The organism is Granulicella sp. dw_53 (assembly GCF_018449545.1).
In the GTDB taxonomy this organism is placed as follows: domain Bacteria; phylum Acidobacteriota; class Terriglobia; order Terriglobales; family Acidobacteriaceae; genus Edaphobacter.
In genome coordinates this window covers 41,017-63,017 of sequence record NZ_JAAVUR010000024.1, presented here as the reverse complement: position 1 = coordinate 63,017, position 22,001 = coordinate 41,017, and the positions used below count along the sequence as shown (strand labels likewise).

The window sequence follows — 22,001 nt, the reverse complement described above, 5'->3', positions numbered from 1 at the left end:
CCTAGCGCCGCCCCTCCCGTACCTTCCCGTAAAATCGATTCAGCCTCTCCATGCACCCCGACCTCATCCACCTCGGCCGCTTCATCCTCCCTACCTTCGGAGTTCTCTCCGCCCTCGGCCTCATGGGCGCCCTCTCCCTCTCCCTCCGAACCGCCAGTCTCGTCGGCATCGACCCCGACGCCCTCTGGAACGCCGGCCTCTTCGCCATCCTCTCCGCGCTGGTCCTCTCCCGCCTGCTTCTGGTCGTAGCCAACCTCCACAGCTTCCTCGGCTACCCCCTCACTATCCTGACCCTGCCCTCGCTCAACGACACCGGCATCCTCCTCACCCTCCTGGCCACCGGGATCTACCTCCGCCTCAAGCGGCTACCCCTCCTGGCCACACTGGACGCCTGGGCCCCCTGCGCCACCCTGGCCTGGATCTTCCTCGCCCTGGGACATCTCGCCGAAGGAAGCGACCTTGGCCTCCCCACCTCCGTCCCCTGGAAGATCCTCTCTCCCACCGGCGGAGCCTATCTCCACCCCGTAGCCCTCTACGCCGCCCTCGCCGCCGTCCTTACGACCGTGGCTGTCCTGCGCCTCCTCGCCCACCGTCCCCAACCCGGCCGCCCCACGGCACTCGCCCTGGCCGCCTCCGGGATCGCCCAGTTCCTCATCTCGTTCCTCCGTCACCCCAGCTTCGCCTTCGACACCAACCCACTGGCCAACATCCTCGACCCTATTCAGTGGGTCGCCCTGGGCATGATCCTCGCAGCCGGGATGATCCTCCTCCAGTCCACTCCCATCCACATCACCACCCCGGAGCACCATGCCCTCTAAGAACATGCTCCCCAAAGGCCACCGCCACCGCTCCGTCCGCGCCGAGTACCGCGCCACCCGGGGAGTCGAAGAAGCCACCCCACTCCCCATCCCCGTCCTCGACTTCGAAGACGACGCCGATCCCGACACCGAAGCCCCCGACGCGGCCCACCCCGCCATCCGCCAGTTCACCGCCGACCCCGCCGCCGCCGGCCTCCGTCTCGATCAATACCTGGCCCAGGCCATCCCCGACATCTCCCGCGCCCGCGTCCAGCTCCTCATCGAGTCCGGCCAGGTCCGCGTCAACGGCCTCCTCGCCAAGCCCAAACAGAAGCTCCTCGGCGGCGAACCCATCGAGATCGAAGGCGCACCCCGCCCCGAGCCCCTCCACGCCTTCCCCGAGAACATTCCCCTCGAGATCATCCACGAGGACAAGCACCTCGCCGTCATCAACAAGCCCGCCGGCATGATGGTCCACGCCGGAGCCGGCACCACCGACGACATCCGCAACCACGGCACCCTCGTCAACGCCCTGCTCTATCACCTCAATCACCTCTCCGAGGTCGGCGGCGACCTCCGCCCCGGCATCGTCCACCGTCTCGACAAACAGACCTCCGGCATCATCCTCGTAGCCAAGGACGACTCCACCCACCGCAAACTCGGTGAGATGTTCTCCCAGCGCCGCGTCGCCAAGACCTACCTCGCCTTGGTCCACGGCCACGTCGCAAAGGTCGATACCACCGTCAACCTCCCCATCGCCCGCGATCTCGTCCGTCGCATCCGTATGACCACCCGCCGCGCCGACGGACGCACCGCCGTCTCCCACGTCCACGTCCTGGAGCGCATCGACTCCATCTACGGCCCCTTCACCCTCGTCGAGGTCAAGATCGAGACCGGCCGCACCCACCAGATCCGCGTTCACATGCAATCCCTCGGGCACCCGGTCGTCGGAGACCATCTCTACGGCGCTCCTCACAAGATCCCCAACTCCCTGGACCCTGAAGCCCCGCTCGAACTCGATCGGAACTTCCTGCACGCCGCCCACCTCTCCTTCCTTCATCCCCAGACAAACAAGCCCATGGACCTCGACGCACCCCTCCCCCCGGAGCTCACCAACTTCCTCGCCACCCTTCGCACTTCCTGATCGCGCCACGCTCAGGAAGCAACACCGCCGTTACAGACGACGTGCCAAGCCTTGCGTTCGCCCACTCGTCCCAAATCCAATCTTTCGCTCCAGCCAAACCACCTCGAAACCCAAACCCGCGCCGCACCCGCCCGTCAGATTCGGTAGAATCAACCGCGTGACCGCATCCGCCCGTTCCCGCTTCGCTGCGAGCCTCCTCGCAGCCTCGACAGTCTTGATTCTCCTCCACCTTGGCGCCGCACCAGCGCAGGCCCAGTCCACCTCTGTCGTCAATCCGCCAGCGCCCGCCCACTCCAGCTGGATGCACCACCTCTTCGGCCACAATAGCTCCCCCGCAGCTCAACAGCCAGCTCAGCAACCAGTTCAGAAGCCGGCTCAGCAGCAGCCCCTGGTAGCCGCCGCGGCCCCACAGCAACTCCCTCAGGGCCCGTCCGCACCCGCTCCTGCATCGCCCTCCGCTCTTACGCAGACGACGACCCCCGGGCCGCAATCCACCCCGGCGCCCACGCAGCAACAAAGCCCCGCCAACGACGAGCCCATCACCACCATTAAGGTTCAGGCGAACGAAGTAAACCTTATCTTTACCGTCACCGACAAAAAGGGCCGCTTCGTCCCCAACCTCCGTCAGGACAGCTTCGGTCTCCTCGACGACGGCCGCCCGCCCGTCCGTGTTATCCACTACACCCTCGCCCGCAATCTTCCTCTCCGCGTCGGCATCATGCTGGACACCTCCAGCTCCATCCGCCAGCGCTTCCAGTTTGAGCAGGACTCCGCCGTCGAGTTCTTCCTCCAGGTCCTGCACCTCAACGACCGCGCCTTCATCGAGGGCTTCGACATCCAGACCGACGTCGCCCAGGGCTTCACCAACAACGTCGACCTCCTCAACCAGGGCATCCGCAAGCTCCGTCCCGGCGGCGGAACCGCCCTCTACGACGCCCTCTACAAAACCTGCCACGAGCAGATGCTCACCCTCCGCGACGAGGTCGCCGTCCGCCGCGCCCTCGTCCTCGTCTCCGACGGCGACGACAACTACAGCCGCGCCCTCCAGTCCGACGCCATCAAGGAGTGTCAGCGCGCCGAGACCACCGTCTACTCCATCAGCACCAACATCAGTCCCAGCAAGGACAAAGGCGACGAGGTACTCAAAGCCATCTCCGCCGCCACCGGAGGACAAGCCTTCTTCCCCGTCAAGCTCGAGGACGTAGCCACCGCCTTCCACAACGTCGAGGAAGAGCTCCGCAGCCAATACTCCCTCATCTACACCCCCGCCGAGTTCAAAAACGACGGCTCCTTCCGCACCATCTACCTCCAGGCCCGCGACCCCCGCTACCACGTCCGAGCCAAAATGGGCTACTTCTCCCCCCGCCCCCTACAATAAAAAAGCAATCTAAGCCAACCTGACCAACAAACACCAAAACACCAACACCCCCAAAAAGGGGCAAGACCAAATCGGTGCAATCCGTGCAAATCGGTGTTAAGCCGTCCCCCACCAGCCCCAATCTACAACCGGGGGCGGCAGCAGCTTTTCAAAGCCATCCCCGTAACTATTCCGCCTAAATGGCGTCAATAGAAGAAGAGGCTACCGCCCACATGACCTGTAAAATCTCCACCTTCCTCCTGTTTGGCGCACTTGCTCTCGCTCTTCCCCTCTTCGGCCAGGCCCAGCAGCCCGCCAATATCGGCCAGACACTCTCTACCCTCGCCGACCAGCCCGCCACCCACACCGGCTTCGTCTTCGACCGCTCCATGATGCAGCTAGCCCAGGGCCTCCTCGAATCCAACGGCATGGACGCCCACCGCGCCGCCGCAGCCATCAACAGCATCGTCGTCGACAACTACCGCTACCCCCGGCCCGCCTTCTACACCCCCGAGGCGATGACCTCCCTCATCGACTCCTACCACGCCGCCGGCTGGAAGCACCTCGTAAACGCCAACCAGACCGTAACCAACACCGCACAGCCCAAGGCGCCCGTAACCGACCTCTGGCTGCACTTCTCCGGAGCTGACATAGACGGCGTCACGGTCCTCTCCCGTGCCTCCCGCGATATGAACGTCATCCAGCTCACCTGCGACCTCCGCCCGCTGGACCTGCTCCACCTCAGCGGTCACTTCGGCATCCCCAAGGTCGATCCCAGCGCCGTCATGGTTCCAGCCCCTGAAGGTAAATAGGCAAGCCAATAAATAAGTAAGCGAGTGGGGGAGACCGGATTTCGGTCTCCCCACTCGCCTCAATGCTTCACTGGAACTTGCTCTAATGGGACTCGTCGTTAGTAGGGATTGTGACTGCCTTTCCCGGCGTCCCAGCGTAGAAGACCACCAACACTAGTGGCTGGTCGCCTGTGATTCCACGATGCACGCTATCGACCGTCTCGGTAAGGGCTTCGCCCGCGACGAAATGCTTCTTCGTGCCGTCTTTCTTCTCAATCGTAAGCTCGCCCGAGAGAATGTAACCGGAGTTGGGAAAAGGGTGCGTGTGCCACTTCATCGTGGTGTGGGCCGCGATCGTGTACTTGAGCACGGTGATCTGGGGTTGGCCGGAAGGATAAGTCTTGTAAGGCGTGCCGTCCCATGAGGCAGCGCTCTGGAGAAGGGTCTCAACCTTGACTGGGGAGGGGGTATCGGGTGGCGCAGCGTAGCAGAACGACGATAAGACAAAGAGGGAAGCGGTAAGAAATTTCATGCTCTCCAGTTTACGTCTGTGCTCGGTGTGATGGCGTTGGGTGCGATGGCAATGGCCGTGTAACGCGCCGATCCGCCACTCTGCATTCCGTTCAATTGATCTCAACATCCTCTGTCCAGAACGAGCGCAACATCCGCGCCGTCAGCAGTGAGACCACAAAATAAAGCGTATAGATCCTGGACTCCTTGAAAGGCGCTACTTCGGAACGGGAATCCATCTCGGAAGGCAGCGCAGAGATCTTCACCTTCGGCGGAGCGTTCGCGGAAGACCGCTCTCGCAAAAGAACTTCGATAATCTCGGGGCCTATATACGGAATCACAGAGCGTCCTCAGCGGCGATCTACGGCCACATTCTGAAACCCCTGCAATCCACAGGCGTTCGCTAAGGAAACAAGCCAAGAAAATATTTATTCCGATTGGCTGACGCAATACGAGCAGGGCGGAGAGCGAGCGGTTGTTCGCTAACCCCGGAAAGATCAGACACTAAAAGTTTTCGTGCAGGAAAACCTCAACAAAAACGCGTGTCAAGCCCCAAATCAATCTAACTCCTGCGTATCAGCAAGATCCGAGTGGCACTTTAGTTACGCGCACTGACTACAATTAAAAGTGGAGATGAAGAACCTGTTGAGGACGATTACGAAGAACACCCTTCGAGTTCGCCCTCAAACGGCGTTGAATGAGGAATTTAAGCAATTTAAGAGGGGGGAGGGGTGCGTGGAAGACGAGAGGAGCAAGGGGTGACATCGCCCCCACCAAGCCAGGTGGAAGGTCAGGCATAGAAGGCACGGATAGCTTCCACTACCGTCTGCTGCTCGTCCTCACGGAGTTCGGGATACATGGGAAGAGCCAGGACCTCGGCGGCAGCGGCCTCCGAGTGGGGAAAGTCTCCAGCCTTGTAGCCGAGAAACGCGAGACTCTCCTGCAGGTGGAGCGGCACAGGATAGTAGATCTCGCTCCCGATTTGAAGGTCGGTAAGGTACTGCCGGAGAGCATCGCGCCGTGGAGCCCGAATGACGTACTGATGGAAGACGTGCGTGGCGCGCGGATCGGTGAAAGGCAACACGATCCCATCCTGGACGGTCCCTCCAGTAAGCTTCGCGGCTCGAAAGAGCTGGTCGTAGTTTGCGGCAAGATCGCGGCGCTGCTGATTCCAGCGCGGCAGATAGCGGAGTTTCACCTCGAGAATCGCTGCCTGGATGCTATCGAGCCGCGAGTTCCAGCCAATCTCCTCGTGGTAGTAGCGTCGCCGCATGCCATGAGCGCGCAGAATACGAGCGTGATCGTCGAGGCTGGCCGAGGTAGTCGTCAGGAGTCCCGCATCGCCGAAGGCGCTGAGATTCTTGGTCGGATAGAAGCTGAAGGCCGCGGCATCGCCAAGCGCTCCCGCTGGAATCCCATTCCAGGCCGCTCCGAAGGCCTGGGCGGCGTCCTCGATGAGCAGGAGGTCGTGGCGACCCTTGAGCGCAGCGAACGCGTCCCAGTCCGCACACTGGCCGTAGAGGTGGACAGGCAGGACGGCTTTGACCGACGCACCCTGCGGAGAATCAAGCACCGCCTCAACCGCCGCAGGTGAGAGGTTGTAAGTTGCGGGATCGATATCGGCGAGCACCGGACGCGCTCCACAGCGGAGGATAGCGCTGACCGTAGCGAAGAAGCTGAAGGGAGATGTGATCACGGCGTCCCGCGAAGGATTGAGGCCAGGATCGGGACTGCCGATATTAGCCGCCGCCATGGCCAGCCACAGCGCATCCGTGCCACTGGCACAGCCGACCGCGTGAGGAACGGCACACGCGGTCGCCGCGGATTGCTCAAAGCTGGTGACCTGCGGGCCGAGGATGAACTTCTGCGAGAGGCAGACCTCCTCGATGGCGTTCAGGACCTCGAAACGGATCTCGTGGAACTGGCGGGAGAAATCCAACATGGGAACGGGTTGCGAAACGCTTTTTGACACGTCTGTCATGTTATACCGGAGGCAGATGGAAGCCTGAACCGGTATCGAAGGGCAGAACATTCCGGGTGTCCTATCGGGAATTATCGCGGGACACACCGCGCAGAATGAGGAACAAAGCACTCCGCGAGTTGAAAATTGCGTGGGATGCTCGTATTGTGGTCAGGTTTGATAAGGCAGTGTGGTGCACCCGACGTTAATGGGTGTCTCCCGTCCGAATCAGAATCAATGCTGGACTCTAGCTGTTCGGCCAGGCCTTAACGTAATTGTTGGATGAACCCCGCAGAAGGAGATCGGCACCATGGAATCAAAGCCGGCACAGAACATTCAGGACACTTTTCTCAACACGGTTCGCAAAGACAAGAGTCCCATTACGATTTATCTGGTGAGCGGGGTGAAGCTCACAGGGCGAATCCGTTCTTTCGATAAATACTCAGTGCTGTTGGAGAACAACAGCCAGGAGCAACTTATCTTCAAGCACGCCATCTCAACGGTAGTTAGTGGACGTGCCGGAGCGCATACGGAACTGCGCTCGGAGGCCAAGACGGAGCCGCGTAGCGGTGCAGGACCCTCTCCTGCTGCTTCGCATCCGGTCTTACACGAAGCTACAGGAACCCATGGTTCGTAGAACCTGGGCGCAGAAGTCTGGCCGTTGACCGCAGAAGACAAGAACATCTCAGAGGAGAAGAAAAACCGCGCCAGTCAACCGGCGCGGCGTAGCCTCGTCGCACGGCACGAAGCCGCGGCCCGCGAGACTGCCGCCTCGGCAAATCGTCCCCACGCAGAGCGTGCGGTGCTGGTCGCGGTCGAATTCACCGCTCAGAGACGGAATCTGACAGCAGCAGCGCAGCTCGCCCGGAGATCTGCGGCAGTATCGCTGGACACCTCAGGCTTTCTGGACCGAAATGAGCCTGAAGAGTGGAATGCGGATCCGGAGGACGGAGTCTCGCCACCAAAGAGACAAACCGCCAGGCCCGGAAAGGACAGTGCGGAGCCAAGTCTCGCCGACCTGGACTTCGACGCCTCGCTGGCAGAGTTCGAAGAGTTAGCCCGAAGCGCCGGAGCAGAGGTCGCCGCGACCCTGATCCAACGCAGACCGAAGCCCGATCCAGCGACGCTGATCGGCCAAGGCAAGCTGGAGGAGATCGAGGGAGTCCTGGCTTCGACCGGCGCAGATCTGGTGCTCTTCGACCACGACCTGACACCCTCGCAGCTCAGGAACCTGGAGGCAAGGCTGCCTTGCCGTGTGATCGACCGGACCCAGCTCATTCTGGACATCTTTGCGCGGCACGCCAGGACGCGGGAAGGTCAGCTACAGGTAGAGCTGGCGCAACTCGAGTATCAGCTCCCAAGGCTTGCAGGACGAGGCAAGTCGATGAGCCAGCTAGGTGGCGGCATCGGAACCCGCGGTCCAGGTGAGACGCAGCTCGAGACCGACCGGCGCAAGATCAACCTCCGCATCGACCATGTGAAGGAGCAACTGGAGGCGGTCCGACGCATTCGGCGGCAGCAAAGACAGCGCAGGGAAGCCGTCCCTGTGCCGGTAGTTGCCCTCGTGGGGTATACGAACGCCGGCAAGAGCACGCTGTTCAACGCCCTGACTGAGGCGGGAGTGCTGGAGTCGTCGCGAATGTTCGCGACGTTGGACCCAAAACTGAAGCTCGTGCAGCTTCCATCGAAGCGAAAGGTCCTGCTCTCGGACACCGTGGGCTTCATCCGGAACCTGCCCCATACGCTGGTGACGAGCTTCCGGGCAACGCTGGAGGAGGTCGAGAGAGCGGAACTGCTGCTGCACGTTCGCGACGCTTCGAGCTCGATGGTGGAGGAGCAGAAGGTTCAGGTGGAGAAGGTCCTATCCGAGCTGGACGTCTCAAAGACCCCTCGCATCGAGGTCCTGAATAAGGTGGACCTGATCGCCGCGGATGGAGCCGTCCCGATGGGAACTCCGGGAAGCGTCGCGGTCTCAGGGCTGAAGAAACTAGGATTGGATCATCTTCTGACGGCGATCGACGCTGCTCTGGTCGAGGACCCACTCATCGAGATGCAATTCCGGATTCCACAGTCGGAGGGAGCGGTGCTGGCTGCACTGGAGGCAGGAGCGGTCTTGAAGGAGAAGCGGTTCGAAGGAAATTTGGCCTACCTATCTGCAAAAGGGCCCGAGTCGCTGCTCAACCGATACCGCCGCTTTCGGGAGCGAATTAACTAGCACAGGCTGCCTGGTTGGGAGCGGAGGTGGGTCCCAAAGCACGCAGCCTGTGTGACCCAGGAATGGGTCCGGGTGGTAGATCTATTCTAATGGATCAGCCTGGCACTGTGAAAGAAGAATGAATTTGGGATTCCGTTCGCTTACCGCACCCATCGAACGGTTATCGGTGTGGTTTTGTTTGACACTGTCATCACCGCTTTGCTAAAACTAGGTGTACTGCAAGGAACCGTTCTCGCCCTTATATACATCTTTCAGGAGCCGTACCTGCATCTGGTCCGGTAAGCGGAATCTCCAAAGCGGCTACGGCCGAACCCCCTCATGGACCAGATACTTAGACAACTCGGTGAACTTGTGCTCGGCTCTGTGCCGACCATGGTGCTCTTTATTTTGTTGGTCATCGCCTATGGCGTGCTGGTTCGGCGTCCTCTGGACAAGGTCCTGGCAGAGCGGCGAGCCCGGACGAGTGGAGCGGTAGAACAGGCGCGAGGCGCGATCGCAGCCGCGGAGGCAGAGACCTCCGTATATGAAGACAAGCTGCGCAGCGCGAAGAACGAGATCTTTCAGGCTCGCGACCAGAAGCTGAAGCAATGGAACGCTGAGCGCGATGCAGCGTTGGAGCAGGTACGACAGTCCACGCAAGAGCGGATCAAGACAGCGCGTTTGGACATCGAGCAGAGCGCTGCTGCGGCTCGCTCGCAGATCGAAGGCCTGAGCTCCGAATTGAGCGCACAGATATTGAAGGCGGTTCTACCTGCCGGTGTTGTAGCCCCGGAGGTGACACAGTGAGGCTTCCTTCTACTAAGTTTTTAGCGTTGATGATTCTTGCGGCTGGTTTGTCAGTTCCAGCGCACTCCGCGTTCGCGCAGGAGCCGACGAGTCAGTCTGTAGAGCAGAAGAGCAAGACGGCGACGCAGTCTCCGGAAGCGAAGAAGTCGGAGTCCGAAGAGAACGATGCGTATCTGCACTCTCCTTCGGTGAAGTTCATCGGTTCGAAGCTGGGAATGACGACAGAGCAGGCCTCAACGGCGTTCCAGTGGGCTAACTTTGGCATTCTCGCGGTTCTGGTTCTCTGGTTCCTGGTGAAGACTTTGCCCGGTGTCTTCCGTGGCAGAAATACTGCGATTCAGAAGCATCTGGTGGATGCCCGCACGGCGACGGAAGAGGCCAGTGTCCGTCTGAGTAGCGTGGAAGAGCGTCTTAGCAAGTTGGATGGACAGATTGCAGCGATGAAGGCGCAGGCGGAGAAAGACTCTGCGGCGGACGAACAGCGCATCAAGGCCTCGGTTGAAGAAGAGAAGCAGAAGATTCTTACATCGGCCGAGCAGGAGATTGCTGCGGCCACGATCCAGGCACAGCGTCAGCTTCAGCAGTACGCTGCCGAGTTGGCGATTGAGCAGGCTGCGCGAAAACTAGTAGTTTCAGCCGAGACGGACCGGTTGCTGGTGCAGAGCTTTGCTCGGCGGCTGGCGGGTGACGACTCGAAGGGAGGGCAGAACTAATGTCAGTCCTATCGCTTCGTTATGCCCATGCCTTGGCCTCAGTCGCAGCTTCGATGAAGCTAGATACGGCAGCCGTGCGGCAACAGTTAGACGACTTTGCGCAGACGCTGGCGGGAAGTCGCGAGCTGCATGAAGTATTGGTCAACCCTTCGATCTCCGGTGAGCAGAAGCTGAAGGTGCTCGATGCGATCGCCGCGAAGATTGGAATGTTTCCGCAGGTGCGGAACTTCGTCGCAGTGGTGATGGACCATAACCGCCTCTCGGAGTTGAGCGAGATGGTGGCGGAGTATGGAGTAGTCGCGGACGAGCAGGACGGTTTCGCCGAAGCTGAGATTACCAGTGCGCATCCTTTGAACGATGAGGATCGCGCTCAATTGGAGGCTCAGGTCGCCAAGCTGGCCGGCGGACGGATTCGCGCTACCTACAGCGAGGATAAGACGCTTCTGGGCGGAGCTGTGGTGCGGCTGGGATCTACGGTCTATGACGGCTCGATCCGGGCACAGTTGGCGCAGCTGAAGCAGAGGCTTGTAAACGCCTGAGTTTAGAAGCAAAGTTTGTTATACGTTGCTTGCGAGAGATTTCCCGAAGTTACCTACGGATGAAGTTGAGGAAGAGATGGCACAGATCAAGGCTGATGAAATAACCGAACTGCTTCGCCAGCAGATTGAGAACTACGAGCAGAAGATCCAGGTCGACGAGGTTGGCACGGTCGTCACGCTGGGCGACGGTATCGCACGCGTTCATGGCCTGGACAAGGTTATGGCGGGTGAGTTGATTGAGTTCCCGCACGGCGTGGCAGGACTCGCGATGAACCTGGATGAAGACCAGGTCGGCGCGGTGTTGCTGGGCGATTACACAGAGATTAAAGAGGGCGATCAGGTAAAGCGGACCGGAAAGATCATGTCTGTGCCGGTTGGAGAGGCTTTGATCGGTCGCGTTGTGAATGCGCTCGGTCAGCCGATCGACGATAAAGGACCGATTAATACCACCGAGACGCTTCCGGTAGAGCGGCTTGCGCCAGGCGTCATCGATCGTCAGAGCGTGCGCGAGCCGATGGCGACCGGTATCAAGGCGATCGACACGATGATTCCGATCGGGCGTGGTCAGCGTGAGTTGCTGATCGGCGATCGTCAGACGGGTAAGACAGCGATTGCGCTGGATACGATCATCAACTCTGCTAAGAACAACCTGATCTGCATCTACTGCGCTGTCGGACAGAAGCGATCTTCGGTTGCGCAGGTTGTGCAGACGCTGGAAGAGCATGGCGCGATGGCATACACCATCGTGGTTGCGGCGACTGCCTCCGAGCCGGCTCCGATGCAGTATCTTGCTCCGTTTGCGGCGACCGCGATGGGCGAGTACTTTCGCGACAACGGCAAGCATGCGTTGGTGATCTACGATGACCTTTCGAAGCACGCCGCCAGCTACCGCGAGATCTCGCTGCTGCTGCGCCGTCCGCCAGGGCGCGAGGCGTATCCGGGAGACGTGTTCTATCTGCACTCCCGGTTGCTTGAGCGCTCGTCCAAGGTCTCGGACAAGTTGGGCGGCGGCTCGCTGACGGCACTGCCGATCATCGAGACGCAAGCGGGTGACGTCTCTGCGTACATTCCGACCAACGTCATTTCGATTACCGATGGTCAGATCTTCCTCGAGACGGACCTGTTCAACTCGGGCGTTCGTCCGGCCGTGAACGTCGGTCTGTCTGTCTCGCGCGTAGGCTTCTCGGCGGCGATCAAGGCGACCAAGCAGGTCGGCGCGACGATGAAGCTTGATCTGGCTCAGTACCGTGAACTGGCGGCATTCGCGCAGTTCGGTTCGGATCTGGATAAGGCGACACAACAACAGTTGAACCGTGGTCAGCGTCTGACAGAGCTTCTGAAGCAGCCTCAGTTCCAGCCATTGACGGTGGAGAAGCAGGTTGCGATCATCTATGCCGGAGTCAATGGCCTGCTGGATGACGTCGAGGTAAAGGACCTGCGAGCGTTCGAGGATGGCTTCTATCCTTACCTCGAATCGGCACAACCTACGATCCTGACCGATATCGCGACCAAGAAGGCACTGGACGATGATCTCAAGGGACGGCTGAACGCAGCGATCAACGAATATAAGGGCAACTTCCTCGCTGAACGCAAGGAGAAGAAAGAGACGGCTGCGGCCAAGTAAACCATGGCAAACGTACTCGACTTACGGCGTCGCATTCGCAGTGTGAAGAACACGCGGCAGATCACGAAGGCCATGAAAATGGTGTCTGCCGCCAAGCTGCGTCGCGCACAGGAGCGCGCGATGCTGGCGCGTCCGTACGCGCAGATGCTGACGAATGTTCTGGAATCGCTGGTGCGGCGGACGGATCTTTACGGCGGCGAAAGCGGCGATGTGATGCATCCGCTGCTGGTTGAGCGTGAGGAGAAGAATGTCCTGGTGATCGTCGTTGCTGGCGATAAGGGATTTGCGGGCGCGTTCAACTCCAACATCACCAAGGCTGCGCAGAACTTCATCGATGCACGTCGGGCGATGGGCCAGAACGTGGATGTCGAGCCTGTGGGACGCAAGGCGCGCGATCTGTTTCGCAAGCGTTATCCGACTGCGGTCTACGACAAGACGGAAGAGCACTACGACAACGATCTCTCGACTCACTATGAGACGATTCGGCGGCGCAGCGCTCCAGTCGAGGTCTTGGGCGAGCATCAGACATTGCTCCTGAAGCTGGACATCGCAGAGGTCTCGGCGATGAGTCACTCGATCGTAGAGCGGTATGAACGGGCGGAGATTGACTCGGTTTATGTCGTGTACAACGAGTTCAAGTCGGTTATCTCGCAGCGTCTGGTCGTGGAGAAGCTGTTGCCGATTCGCAAGCTCGGATCGCACGAGATTACCGCGTCAGAAGAGATGAGCGAAGAGCAGAAGGAAGCGGCTGCTCGAGCGGCGAAGACTGCGGGCATCAGCGTGAATGAGCCGGAAGAGTCTGTGGTCGAGGCCGAGGCGAAGAAGTTCGGAACGGCTGAGGTTGACTATATCTTCGATCAGTCTCCAGCGAGATTGTTCAAGCATCTGATGCCGCGCTATGTGACGACGCAGATCTTTCACGCGTTCCTCGAGAGTGTCGCTGCGGAGCATGCAGCGCGCATGACTGCGATGGATTCAGCGACGAATAATGCAGGCGATATGATCGATGCGCTTTCGCTCACGATGAATCGTGTGCGGCAGGCAGCGATTACGAAGGAAATTATCGAGATTGTAAGTGGCGCAGCTGCCTTGTAAGTGAGGCGACTGCGGAGACGAAAGAGACTATGGCAGAGAATATTGGAAAAGTGATTTCGATCAGCGGCCCGGCCGTTGACGTTCAATTCGAAGAGTCGCACATGCCGCCGATCTTTCAGGCGCTGCGGATTGTGAGCGAGGGCTTCGTTGTTCCCACCCCGCTGGATGTCGTGGTCGAGGTGCAGCAGCACCTGGGCGAAGGCCGCGTGCGCTGCATCGCCATGGTCGCGACCGAAGGCATGGTTCGCGGGATGAAGGCGATCGACACCGGCGACGGAATCTTGGTGCCGGTTGGCCGGGAGACATTGGGCCGCGTGCTGAACGTTCTGGGCGAGCCGGTGGACGAGCTGGGACCGGTGAATGCCAAGGTGCATATGCCGATCCATCGTCAGGCTCCTGCGTTCGACGAGCAGTCGACGAGCGAAGAGATGTTCGAGACGGGAATCAAGGTCATCGACCTGATTCAGCCGTTCTTGAAGGGCGGTAAGATCGGTCTGTTCGGCGGCGCTGGCGTGGGCAAGACCGTCATCATTCAAGAGTTGATCAACAACGTCGCCAGCCAGCACGGTGGTTTCTCGGTCTTCGCCGGAGTCGGTGAGCGCACTCGCGAGGGGAATGATCTTTGGATGGAGTTTCAGGAGTCGGGTGTTATCGACCTGAAGGATCTTCCTAAGAGCAAAGCGACGCTGGTTTATGGCCAGATGACCGAGCCTCCAGGGGCGCGTCTGCGCGTGGCGCTAACCGGCCTGACCGTTGCTGAGCACTTCCGCGACGAAGAGGGTGCGGACACGCTGCTGTTCATCGATAACATCTTCCGCTTCACGCAGGCCGGTTCCGAGGTCTCGACGCTGCTTGGACGTATGCCTTCGGCCGTCGGCTACCAGCCGAATCTGGCGACCGAGATGGGCGAGTTGCAGGAGCGCATCACCTCGACCAAGAAGGGTTCGATTACTTCCGTGCAGGCTGTGTACGTTCCTGCCGACGACTTGACCGATCCGGCTCCGGCGACGACCTTTGCTCACCTGGATGCGACGACTGTGCTCTCTCGGCCTCTGTCTGAGCTTGGTATCTATCCGGCGGTCGATCCTCTGGCTTCCACGTCGCGCATTCTGTCGCCGCGAATCGTTGGGCAAGAGCACTACGATGTTGCCCAAGGTGTGAAGAAGATTCTGCAGCGTTACAAGGATCTGCAGGACATCATCGCGATTCTCGGTATCGACGAGCTTTCTGAAGACGACAAGATCACCGTGGCGCGGGCCCGCAAGGTGCAGCGTTTCCTCTCGCAGCCGTTCCATGTGGCTGAGATCTTCACCGGTATTCCGGGCGCTTACGTCAAGGTTGAGGATACGGTTCGGAGCTTCAAGGAGATCATCGACGGCAAGCATGACGACATTCCAGAGCAGGCCTTCTATTTGAAGGGCGGCATCGAGGATGTGTTGGCTACGGCTGAGAAGATGAAGCAGACGGCTTAGAGCGGGATTAGAGGTTAGGGATTCGGGTTCGCGATCACGCGGTGTGGTCGCTTGCCTTCCCTCTCTTTACCTCTTCGATTGGGTTGAGATGGCTGAGACTGTAAATAATTCGGGTCTGTTGACGGTACGGCTGGTGACTCCGGACCGTGTGCTGGCGGATGTGACGGCGGAGGCGGTGGAGCTGCCGTCGATGTCCGGGTACATGGAGGCGCTTTACGGTCATGCTCCGCTGCTGGCTGAGCTGGGTGCGGGCGAGGTGCGGCTGCATGGTGGAACTTCGGGCGATCAGAAGTTCTTCGTTGCCTGGGGCTTCGTCGAGGTGTTGCCGGAGCGGGTGACCATTCTGGCCGAGACGGCGATGCATCCGAACGAGATCGACAAGGCCGAGGCGCAGCAGGAGCTTCAGGCCGGCGAGAAGATGTGGCATGAGGCGGGCGATAATGGCGAGCAGTACGACGCAGCCAATGCGCTGACTCGTCAGGCTGAGGAGAAACTTGCCTCGGCTGAGGGTCGCAGCACTTAGGTTCTGGTTGTCGTACATCCGTGCGGCTCCTTTCGGTAGTGCCCTTGTTCTGTTTCCGTGGGTGTGGGGGGTGTCCCCCCCTTGCCCGCGTGTAAGCGTAGTTTTTGCAACAGGATAGAGGCATTGACCCCTGCCAAATTCTTCCAAACAAAAGCGTTGCGTCCAAATATGTAGAGGATAACGAGTTAGGCCCGGCTTCCGCCGGGCCTTTCTTGTCTAATCTGTCTATCTCTCTTCCTATTTGATCTCTAGTTCTATTTTAGAGAATTGACCAAAACTAAAGTGCCACTTGTAAGTGAAGGCTTGGAAGGGGTTAGGTGGTTTTGGGGCTTGACATGCGTTTTTGCTGGGAAATTTGCAAGACAAAAAAGTGGACACAAGGATTCGTCCGCCTTTTGGGCTTTGTGAGCCCTAAGTCCGGTCGGCGAGACGTGAGGATCCAGGGATCAGTTTTTGAGAAATTGGACGATTGAGTTGTTGAATGTTGTGGGGGCTTGCCAGGGGGCAAAGTGGCTTACGTCGGGAAGGATGATCAGCTTTGCGCCAGGGATGGTGGCTGCAAGATAGGTCGTGTGAGCGCGGGTTATGAACTCTTCATGTTCGCCATCGGCGATGACGATATTAGGCGCTTTGATCGCAGCGAGTTCCTGGGTCGAGTAGTTGGGCTCTTTCTTCTGCATCGTCTCGAGAGCCTCATGAAGAGTGCCGAATCCGTCGGGAGTCGGTGAGATGCGAGCGTAGGTCTTCGCCAATCTTGTTGCCAGTTCGGAGAGGATGGGTGAGGTAAAAGTACCTGGCACGATCGATTCGAGATTCATGTTTGCGCCAAAGGCGTACACCCCGTTGACTCGTTCCGGATTCTTCATCGCCATGATGAGGCTGATGTTTGCTCCGTCACTCCAGCCGACGAAGGAGGCCTTCTTCAGGTGGAGCTTATCCATCACTGCGACGACATCGCTCTCCATTCGCTCATAGGAGAGCGGATACGGTCCTAGCGTGCTGCGCCCGTGTCCACGGCTGTCGATCAAGATCACCTTATGGTGACTTTCGACCAGAGCCGGAACCTGATTTCCCCAACTCAGACTGCTGGCCATCCCTCCGTGCAAGAGGATGACTGGTTCACCCTTCCCGAGCGTTCCGTACCAGATGCGAGCTCCGTCATGATCGACGTAACCTTCCTGAGTCGGTGGGGAGAGGGGTTGCTCCACTGGCAGCGTCTGCCAGGTTGGAATCGAAGAGACATTGCTCGTTGTGGATGGCAGGATAAGTGCCATGGCGAGCAGAACAGAGGTGGTCGGCAACATGTTATCTCCTTGTATCTCTCAATTTATAGTTGGCTGGTCCTGGCTCTGCAATTTCGCTAACTGTCAAAATGATTGCTGTTGAAGGGCTTAATCCGCACGGACAGAGAATTTTGCGGAAGGGACTTTCGGTGCATCGATTGAAGGATTGTGCCGGGAGCGGTTCTTGGATTGGTGCTGGCGCTGGCTCGTGTGTTGTCGAGCTTGTTGTTCCACGTCGGACCGCGCGATCCTGTGGCCTTTGCCGGTGTGACTGGCTTGTTGATTGTAGTGGCGCTGCTTGCGGCGTTGGTCCCGGGAAGTTCTGCGGCTCGGATGGATCCTACTGTTGCGTTGCGCTGCGACTCTTAGTTGTGTGTTGGAAGGTGAAGGGAGTTCGAATTGCTGCCGCTTTTATGTAACTCATTTGGGCGTTTATTCAGCTTCACCGCGCACTCTGCCAGGCGAGTGAGCTCTGAAAGAAGGGAGGCGTATTTTTTCTTTCCGAAGCATCCGATGATATTTTGTTGCACTCGATCCCAATGCTTATTTGCATCGGTCAGGATCTGGCGTCCCTTCCTGGTGAGTTGCGCGGTGCGAAATCGAGCGTGGGTTCCGTCGTGCGAGGTGAGCCAGCCGTCGCGGATCATGGGAGTGATGGCGCGGTAGAGAGAGGTGCGGTCCATCTCCAATTCTTCAGCGATTCGGGTCAGCGGCTCTTCGCTGCGGCGCTCGATTACGCGGAGAACGGCGAGTTGAGTGATATTGATGCCAGCCTGCGAGATCTTGGAGTCGTAGAATCTGCCTAAAACTCGCGATACTTTCTTCACGGTTGTGCAGGCGCAAGGGTCGATGCCGGAGGATAGAGATGTATACACATCTTAAAATTACCATAGAGTGTGTTCTTTGGCCCATCAAATATTGTGTGATGTATATGCATCATAAAAATTGATTACCGCATCAGAAGGAGAGAAGTGAACTCGGAGGAGTAACCAACAATCAATTCGTTCCCAGAGGGAGACCTGCAATGAAGGCGATATTCTTTCAAAAGTTCGGGGTACGAGATGTACTTGAGTTTGGAGATAGGCCGGATCCTGAGGTTAAGAGTAAGCAGCTACTGATCGAGGTGGAGCGTACGAGCGTCAACTACGTCGATATCCGAGAGCGCCAAGGAACCTATAACCGTGCGGAGACTCATGTCGGTGGTATCGATTTGCCTCATATCCCGGGGCTGCAGGTTGTGGGTAAGGTCGTTGAGGTCGGTTCGGAGGAAGATCGCTCCTGGGTTGGCAAGAGGGTTGTGGCGTATACGCCCGAGGGCGGCGGCTATGCTGAGTTGGTAGCCGCAGAGACGGATTTGTGTGTGGAGATTCCTGAGTCTGCAGATGCGGATCTTCTCGCTGCGTTGCCTAACCAGGGGCTCACTGCTTATTTGCTGCTGACTGCTTCGACGCAGATTAAGCCGGGCGAATCGGTTTTGATTCAGGGAGCGTCAGGTGGGGTCGGAAGTTTGGCGATTCAGATCGCGAAGATTCTTGGTGCAGGTGTGGTTTTGGGGACAGCGAGTACGAGTAGCAAGTTGGACTTTATCCGCAGCCTGGGAGCGGATGAGGCAATTGACTACACGCAGAAGGATTGGCCGAAGATTGTTCTCGAGAAGACGGGCGGCCGTGGGGTGGATGTGCTTCTCGAGTCGGTGGGAGGTGAGATCTTCGAGCAGAACTTTGAGTGTCTCGCGACGTTTGGCCGCTACATTCTCTTTGGCTCGACACGGGGACCTGGGGAGCCGTTTGCTCCACGGCGATTGATGCAGCGGTCTCAGACGATGACGGGACTGTATCTGCCAGTGTTTCTTGAGAGGCCTGAGTTGATTCGGGAAGGATTGGAGTTTCTGGTGAAAGCTACTCTGGAGGGGAGGTTGCGGCCTTCCATTGCCCGAACTCTACCGTTGAGCCAAGGGGTGGAGGCGCATCGTCTGCTTGAAGATCGTGAGATTCAGGGGACGGTTCTCCTGGATGTCGGGACTAGCTTTGTGCGTTGAAATAGTGCGAGAGTGCGGGTCTGGGATAGAGTGGTAGGCGCCGGATCATGGCACTAGATCGTTGCGATGGAGAGTACGTTGGAAGCCGCACGACCGTCTGGAACTGCTCTTGGTGTCGCCATCCGTAGAGCGTCGCACCAGCTCTATGACTCGCCTCCGCTGGTCTTCAACGATCCGATCGCTGTTCCGATTTTGGGTGAGACGTATCGGCTTGCGCTGGAGGAGGCTGAAGCATCTATGGGTGAGAGTTTCTCGCTGGGGATGCGGGCTTGGGTTGTTGGGCGCAACCGGTATGCCGAGGACAAGCTGGCTGAGGCTGTGAGCCGGGGTATCCGGCAGTATGTCTTGCTTGGCGCGGGGCTGGATACGTTTGCCCATCGTAATCCGTATCCGAGTCTTCAGGTGTTTGAGGTGGATCATCCCGCTACGCAGGAGTGGAAGCGGGAGTTGTTGGAAAAGGGTGGATTGGCGGAGCCAGCTAACTTGCGTTATGTGCCGGTGGATTTCGAGTGTCAGAGTCTTGCGAGCCAGTTGCAGAGCGGTGGCCTGGACTGCGCGGCTCCTACGGTCTTCGCGTGGCTTGGCGTGGTGCTGTATCTGACGCATCCGGCGTTTCGCGCTACTCTCGATTTCATCGCCGGGTTTCCTGGAGGGAGCGGCGTGATCATGGACTATGCTTTGCCTCGTCATGCTTTGCCGCTGGAAGAGGTGGCGTCGCGTGACCGGCTCGCTGCGCGTGTGCAGAGTATTGGCGAGCCGTTTCAACTCTTCTTTACTCCGGTGGAGATGATGGCTGAGTTGACGGCTTTCCAGGTTGTCGAGGATTTAAGCTGGGCGGAGATGAACGCTCGCTATTTCGCGAATCGTGCGGATCGGTTGAGCCTTTCAGGTCGGAGCAGCAGGATGGTTTGCGCTCGGCGCTAAGCGCTGGGGTTATCGCTGCGCTGCTTGTACTGGGGCTGGTGGGACTGGCTTTGCAAATTAATCTATCTTCTTGAAAGTTTCGAGCGGATGGGTTGGTCGTCCGTCTGTTCTGGTAGCAGGGATTTAGATACAGGACTGTTGCCGAGAACGATGAAGAGCTCTGAAGGTATCAAGCTGGATGGTGTGGCCTGCGTGCCGCCTTATTCTGAGCGGCCGACTTATGCCGCGGCGTTTCGATGTATTGGATCGAGTTGTGAGGATACTTGTTGTGGGGATTGGGATATTCCTCTCGATAGCAGGACCTATGCGAAGTATCAGCAGTTTCCAGCAGAGAGGCTTGGGGCGGGTGTGTCGGAGTTTGTATTTGTGAATGCTCCTGGTCAGCCCGATGCACTCTATGCGCAGATCTATCGAGGGACGTCCGGGTTTTGTCCCTTTTTTGGGGCCGATCGTCTTTGCGGTGTGCAGAGGGAGTATGGCGAGCAGCTCTTATCGGCGACTTGTTCGATCTATCCGCGCTCTTTTAGTTTTGTTGCGGGGGCGCTTGAAGGGTCGCTGAGTCTGTCTTGTCCTGAGGCTGCGCGGAATGTGTTGCTGGATCCAGATTTCATGCAGATTAAAGGAGATCTCTTTTCGGGTGCTTTCCGTACGGATAACTTCTTTCAATTGGCCAGTGGTTCGAGTGATTCTTTTTGTAAGCCGCATGGTTATTTTTTTGCGATTCGGACGCTGCTGATGAAGATGGTCAGGGACCGGTCGCGTCCCATGGGGCAGCGACTGTTGTTGATCGGCTCTCTTTGCAAGCGGCTGCATGAGAGCGTGCTTGCGGAGGGCGAAGAGATCGTTCCTGCGATTCTTCGAGAGTACCGGGAGATTCTTGAGGGGCGAGGCGTGGAGCCTGAGGTGGAGTGTCTGCCTCGCGATCCGCGATTGAGGCTGGAGGTGATCTTCGAGCTAACGGATGCGCGTATTCGAGAGGGCTGTGGCAGGCGTTTTCAGGATACTTTTTTGGATGTTCGTGGAAGGGATCAGCGGTTCTGATGGTTCGGGGACGGGAGATGACCTCGAACGTTTTCTGCGGGCGGAGGAGGAGTACCATCGTCCTCTCTTCGAGAGGCTTCCGTTTGTTCTGGAGAACTACCTGGTGAACTATATGTTTCAGAATCTCTTTCCCTATGGACGCGAGGGTGGGACGAACTTAATCTCTCGAAGCATCTTCGATGAATATATTCGGATGGCGACGCGGTTCGCTTGGATTAACGGCTTGCTCGTTGGAGTTGCTGGTTACTGCAAAGAGGCCTTTGCTGGAGAGCATGTCGTGCAGACGATCCAGTCGGTCGTTCGGACGGTGGAGCACTATCCGGATGTTCTTAAGTCGATCGATGTATCTATCCGGAGCCGCGAACTGGATAGCTTGCAGGGCATGGCTGTCCTGCTGAGGAGTTAAGCTTGCTGGCGACTGCACGCGGCACTCAGCTATCTACGACCAGCGTCAAGCTGGCAATGAGGAGAGATGCGGAGAGGCTGGCCGCTGCGGGAAGGCATTTGGAGGCTAGTGAGGTCCTGGAGAAGCTGGCCGCTCGAAGTCCGCGCAATCCGCTGATCTGGAATGATCTGGGCGTTCAGTATCGGGCGGCTGGACGGATGGATGAGGCGTTTGTTGCGTTGAGGCGTGCTCATGCGGTCGATTCTAGTTATCCACCTACGCTGTATAACCTGGGCAGGTTTACGCTCGATCGTGCTGTGAGTTTGCGGGAGGGAGGAGTTTCTGCGGAGGTGGAGGTTCAGGGAATGTTGATGGAGGCGATTGGGTATCTGAATGCGAATTTAGATAGAGATCCTGAGAATGTTGATGGCCATCGTTGCATTGCTTTCGCTTACCGTATGAGACGGGATGAACGTATGGCTGAGGCGCATATGGTGGTGGCGGTTAGGCTTCTTGAGGCTGGTGCTCGTAGTGCTTAGTGGTAGTGGTGTTGTGCGTAGATCCTTTTGTTGTGTACTGCAATAGCAAGGACAACTGCAACAACAACGACAAAAGCAACTGCAACCACAGGTCCTTCGACTGCGTAACTCGCGATGAAGCTGCGAGTTACTTCGCTCAGGATGACAAATTTGTGTGAGGTACTGTCGTTGTTTGTGTGGGTACTGTCGTTGAGGCGTTGAGGTTGGGGGAGGCTCTGGGTGGCAATTTGTCGGGTGTTTGTGCTGGGTTTTATCTGTCGGTATG

24 protein-coding genes are annotated in these 22,001 nt (G+C 58.4%); 19 read left to right on the top strand and 5 right to left on the bottom strand.

What is annotated here, in order from left to right; genetic code table 11:
* Positions 1–50 precede the first annotated feature (50 nt).
* From HB393_RS23765 to HB393_RS23750, 4 genes are all read left to right on the top strand, one after another.
* On the top strand, positions 51–818 hold the full coding sequence (locus HB393_RS23765) for a prolipoprotein diacylglyceryl transferase family protein (protein ID WP_213807705.1): 768 nt from the start codon (positions 51–53) through the stop codon (positions 816–818).
* The gene (locus HB393_RS23760) at positions 808–1,941 is read left to right on the top strand and encodes an RluA family pseudouridine synthase (RefSeq protein ID WP_213807704.1); all 1,134 of its coding nucleotides are present in this window, start codon (positions 808–810) and stop codon (positions 1,939–1,941) included. Before HB393_RS23765 ends, HB393_RS23760 begins: the two co-directional genes overlap by 11 nt.
* A gap of 157 nt (positions 1,942–2,098) precedes the next feature.
* A complete protein-coding gene (locus HB393_RS23755) occupies positions 2,099–3,319 on the top strand; it encodes a VWA domain-containing protein (protein WP_345945409.1) in 1,221 nt (406 codons plus the stop codon).
* Positions 3,320–3,531: 212 nt separating this feature from the next.
* Positions 3,532–4,110: a hypothetical protein gene (locus HB393_RS23750; protein WP_213807703.1), complete on the top strand. Its 579-nt coding sequence runs from the start codon at positions 3,532–3,534 to the stop codon at positions 4,108–4,110.
* An 82-nt stretch (positions 4,111–4,192) separates the two neighbouring features.
* Here the strand turns inward: HB393_RS23750 and HB393_RS23745 are convergent, their stop codons facing one another.
* The 3 genes from HB393_RS23745 to HB393_RS23735 all read right to left on the bottom strand — a co-directional run bounded on the left by HB393_RS23745 (position 4,193) and on the right by HB393_RS23735 (position 6,580).
* Positions 4,193–4,621, bottom strand: coding sequence for a cupin domain-containing protein (locus tag HB393_RS23745; RefSeq protein ID WP_213807702.1), 429 nt, complete (start codon positions 4,619–4,621; stop codon positions 4,193–4,195).
* Between the two features lie 91 nt (positions 4,622–4,712).
* The gene (locus HB393_RS23740) at positions 4,713–4,940 is read right to left on the bottom strand and encodes a hypothetical protein (RefSeq protein WP_213807701.1); all 228 of its coding nucleotides are present in this window, start codon (positions 4,938–4,940) and stop codon (positions 4,713–4,715) included.
* 449 nt (positions 4,941–5,389) lie between these two features.
* Positions 5,390–6,580, bottom strand: a complete 1,191-nt coding sequence (locus tag HB393_RS23735; protein ID WP_255551554.1) for a DegT/DnrJ/EryC1/StrS family aminotransferase — start codon at positions 6,578–6,580, stop codon at positions 5,390–5,392.
* Positions 6,581–6,869: 289 nt separating this feature from the next.
* Here HB393_RS23735 and hfq point away from each other — a divergent pair, with 289 nt between their 5' ends.
* The 9 genes from hfq (at position 6,870) to atpC (ending at position 15,526) form a co-directional block, all read left to right on the top strand.
* A complete protein-coding gene (gene hfq / locus HB393_RS23730) occupies positions 6,870–7,196 on the top strand; it encodes an RNA chaperone Hfq (RefSeq protein WP_213807700.1) in 327 nt (108 codons plus the stop codon).
* Between the two features lie 24 nt (positions 7,197–7,220).
* A complete protein-coding gene (hflX, locus tag HB393_RS23725) occupies positions 7,221–8,774 on the top strand; it encodes a GTPase HflX (RefSeq protein ID WP_255551553.1) in 1,554 nt (517 codons plus the stop codon).
* Positions 8,775–9,092: 318 nt separating this feature from the next.
* On the top strand, positions 9,093–9,560 hold the full coding sequence (locus HB393_RS23720) for an ATP synthase F0 subunit B (RefSeq protein ID WP_213807699.1): 468 nt from the start codon (positions 9,093–9,095) through the stop codon (positions 9,558–9,560).
* Positions 9,557–10,273: an ATP synthase F0 subunit B gene (locus tag HB393_RS23715; RefSeq protein WP_345945408.1), complete on the top strand. Its 717-nt coding sequence runs from the start codon at positions 9,557–9,559 to the stop codon at positions 10,271–10,273. Before HB393_RS23720 ends, HB393_RS23715 begins: the two co-directional genes overlap by 4 nt.
* Entirely contained in the window at positions 10,273–10,812 is a 540-nt protein-coding gene (gene atpH / locus HB393_RS23710; protein WP_213807698.1) for an ATP synthase F1 subunit delta, read from the top strand. The genes HB393_RS23715 and atpH overlap by 1 nt, the downstream gene beginning before the upstream one ends.
* 76 nt (positions 10,813–10,888) lie before the next feature.
* Positions 10,889–12,436: a F0F1 ATP synthase subunit alpha gene (gene atpA / locus HB393_RS23705; protein WP_213807697.1), complete on the top strand. Its 1,548-nt coding sequence runs from the start codon at positions 10,889–10,891 to the stop codon at positions 12,434–12,436.
* A 3-nt stretch (positions 12,437–12,439) separates the two neighbouring features.
* The gene (locus HB393_RS23700; protein WP_213807696.1) at positions 12,440–13,531 is read left to right on the top strand and encodes a FoF1 ATP synthase subunit gamma; all 1,092 of its coding nucleotides are present in this window, start codon (positions 12,440–12,442) and stop codon (positions 13,529–13,531) included.
* Between the two features lie 29 nt (positions 13,532–13,560).
* Positions 13,561–15,003 (top strand): F0F1 ATP synthase subunit beta, encoded by a 1,443-nt coding sequence (atpD, locus tag HB393_RS23695; RefSeq protein WP_213807695.1) that lies wholly within the window; start codon positions 13,561–13,563, stop codon positions 15,001–15,003.
* 88 nt (positions 15,004–15,091) lie between these two features.
* Positions 15,092–15,526: an ATP synthase F1 subunit epsilon gene (atpC, locus tag HB393_RS23690; protein ID WP_213807694.1), complete on the top strand. Its 435-nt coding sequence runs from the start codon at positions 15,092–15,094 to the stop codon at positions 15,524–15,526.
* Between the two features lie 446 nt (positions 15,527–15,972).
* On the opposite strand, the gene HB393_RS23685 is transcribed toward atpC, so the two are convergent.
* Complete coding sequence (locus HB393_RS23685; protein WP_213807693.1) at positions 15,973–16,830, bottom strand: alpha/beta hydrolase; 858 nt, start codon at positions 16,828–16,830, stop codon at positions 15,973–15,975.
* A gap of 147 nt (positions 16,831–16,977) precedes the next feature.
* On the opposite strand from HB393_RS23685, the gene HB393_RS23680 reads away from it, so the two are divergent.
* On the top strand, positions 16,978–17,178 hold the full coding sequence (locus tag HB393_RS23680) for a hypothetical protein (RefSeq protein WP_213807692.1): 201 nt from the start codon (positions 16,978–16,980) through the stop codon (positions 17,176–17,178).
* On the opposite strand, the gene HB393_RS23675 is transcribed toward HB393_RS23680, so the two are convergent.
* Entirely contained in the window at positions 17,175–17,636 is a 462-nt protein-coding gene (locus tag HB393_RS23675; RefSeq protein WP_213807691.1) for a MarR family winged helix-turn-helix transcriptional regulator, read from the bottom strand. The genes HB393_RS23680 and HB393_RS23675 overlap by 4 nt on opposite strands.
* A gap of 197 nt (positions 17,637–17,833) precedes the next feature.
* Here HB393_RS23675 and HB393_RS23670 point away from each other — a divergent pair, with 197 nt between their 5' ends.
* From HB393_RS23670 to HB393_RS23650, 5 genes are all read left to right on the top strand, one after another.
* Positions 17,834–18,847, top strand: a complete 1,014-nt coding sequence (locus HB393_RS23670; RefSeq protein WP_213807690.1) for a zinc-binding dehydrogenase — start codon at positions 17,834–17,836, stop codon at positions 18,845–18,847.
* Between the two features lie 78 nt (positions 18,848–18,925).
* Positions 18,926–19,771, top strand: a complete 846-nt coding sequence (locus HB393_RS23665; RefSeq protein ID WP_213807689.1) for a class I SAM-dependent methyltransferase — start codon at positions 18,926–18,928, stop codon at positions 19,769–19,771.
* A gap of 150 nt (positions 19,772–19,921) precedes the next feature.
* Positions 19,922–20,812, top strand: a complete 891-nt coding sequence (gene fliB, locus HB393_RS23660) for a flagellin lysine-N-methylase (RefSeq protein WP_213807688.1) — start codon at positions 19,922–19,924, stop codon at positions 20,810–20,812.
* Positions 20,784–21,218: a hypothetical protein gene (locus HB393_RS23655; protein ID WP_213807687.1), complete on the top strand. Its 435-nt coding sequence runs from the start codon at positions 20,784–20,786 to the stop codon at positions 21,216–21,218. Before fliB ends, HB393_RS23655 begins: the two co-directional genes overlap by 29 nt.
* Positions 21,219–21,220: 2 nt before the next feature.
* On the top strand, positions 21,221–21,736 hold the full coding sequence (locus tag HB393_RS23650) for a hypothetical protein (RefSeq protein ID WP_213807686.1): 516 nt from the start codon (positions 21,221–21,223) through the stop codon (positions 21,734–21,736).
* Positions 21,737–22,001: the final 265 nt, after the last annotated feature.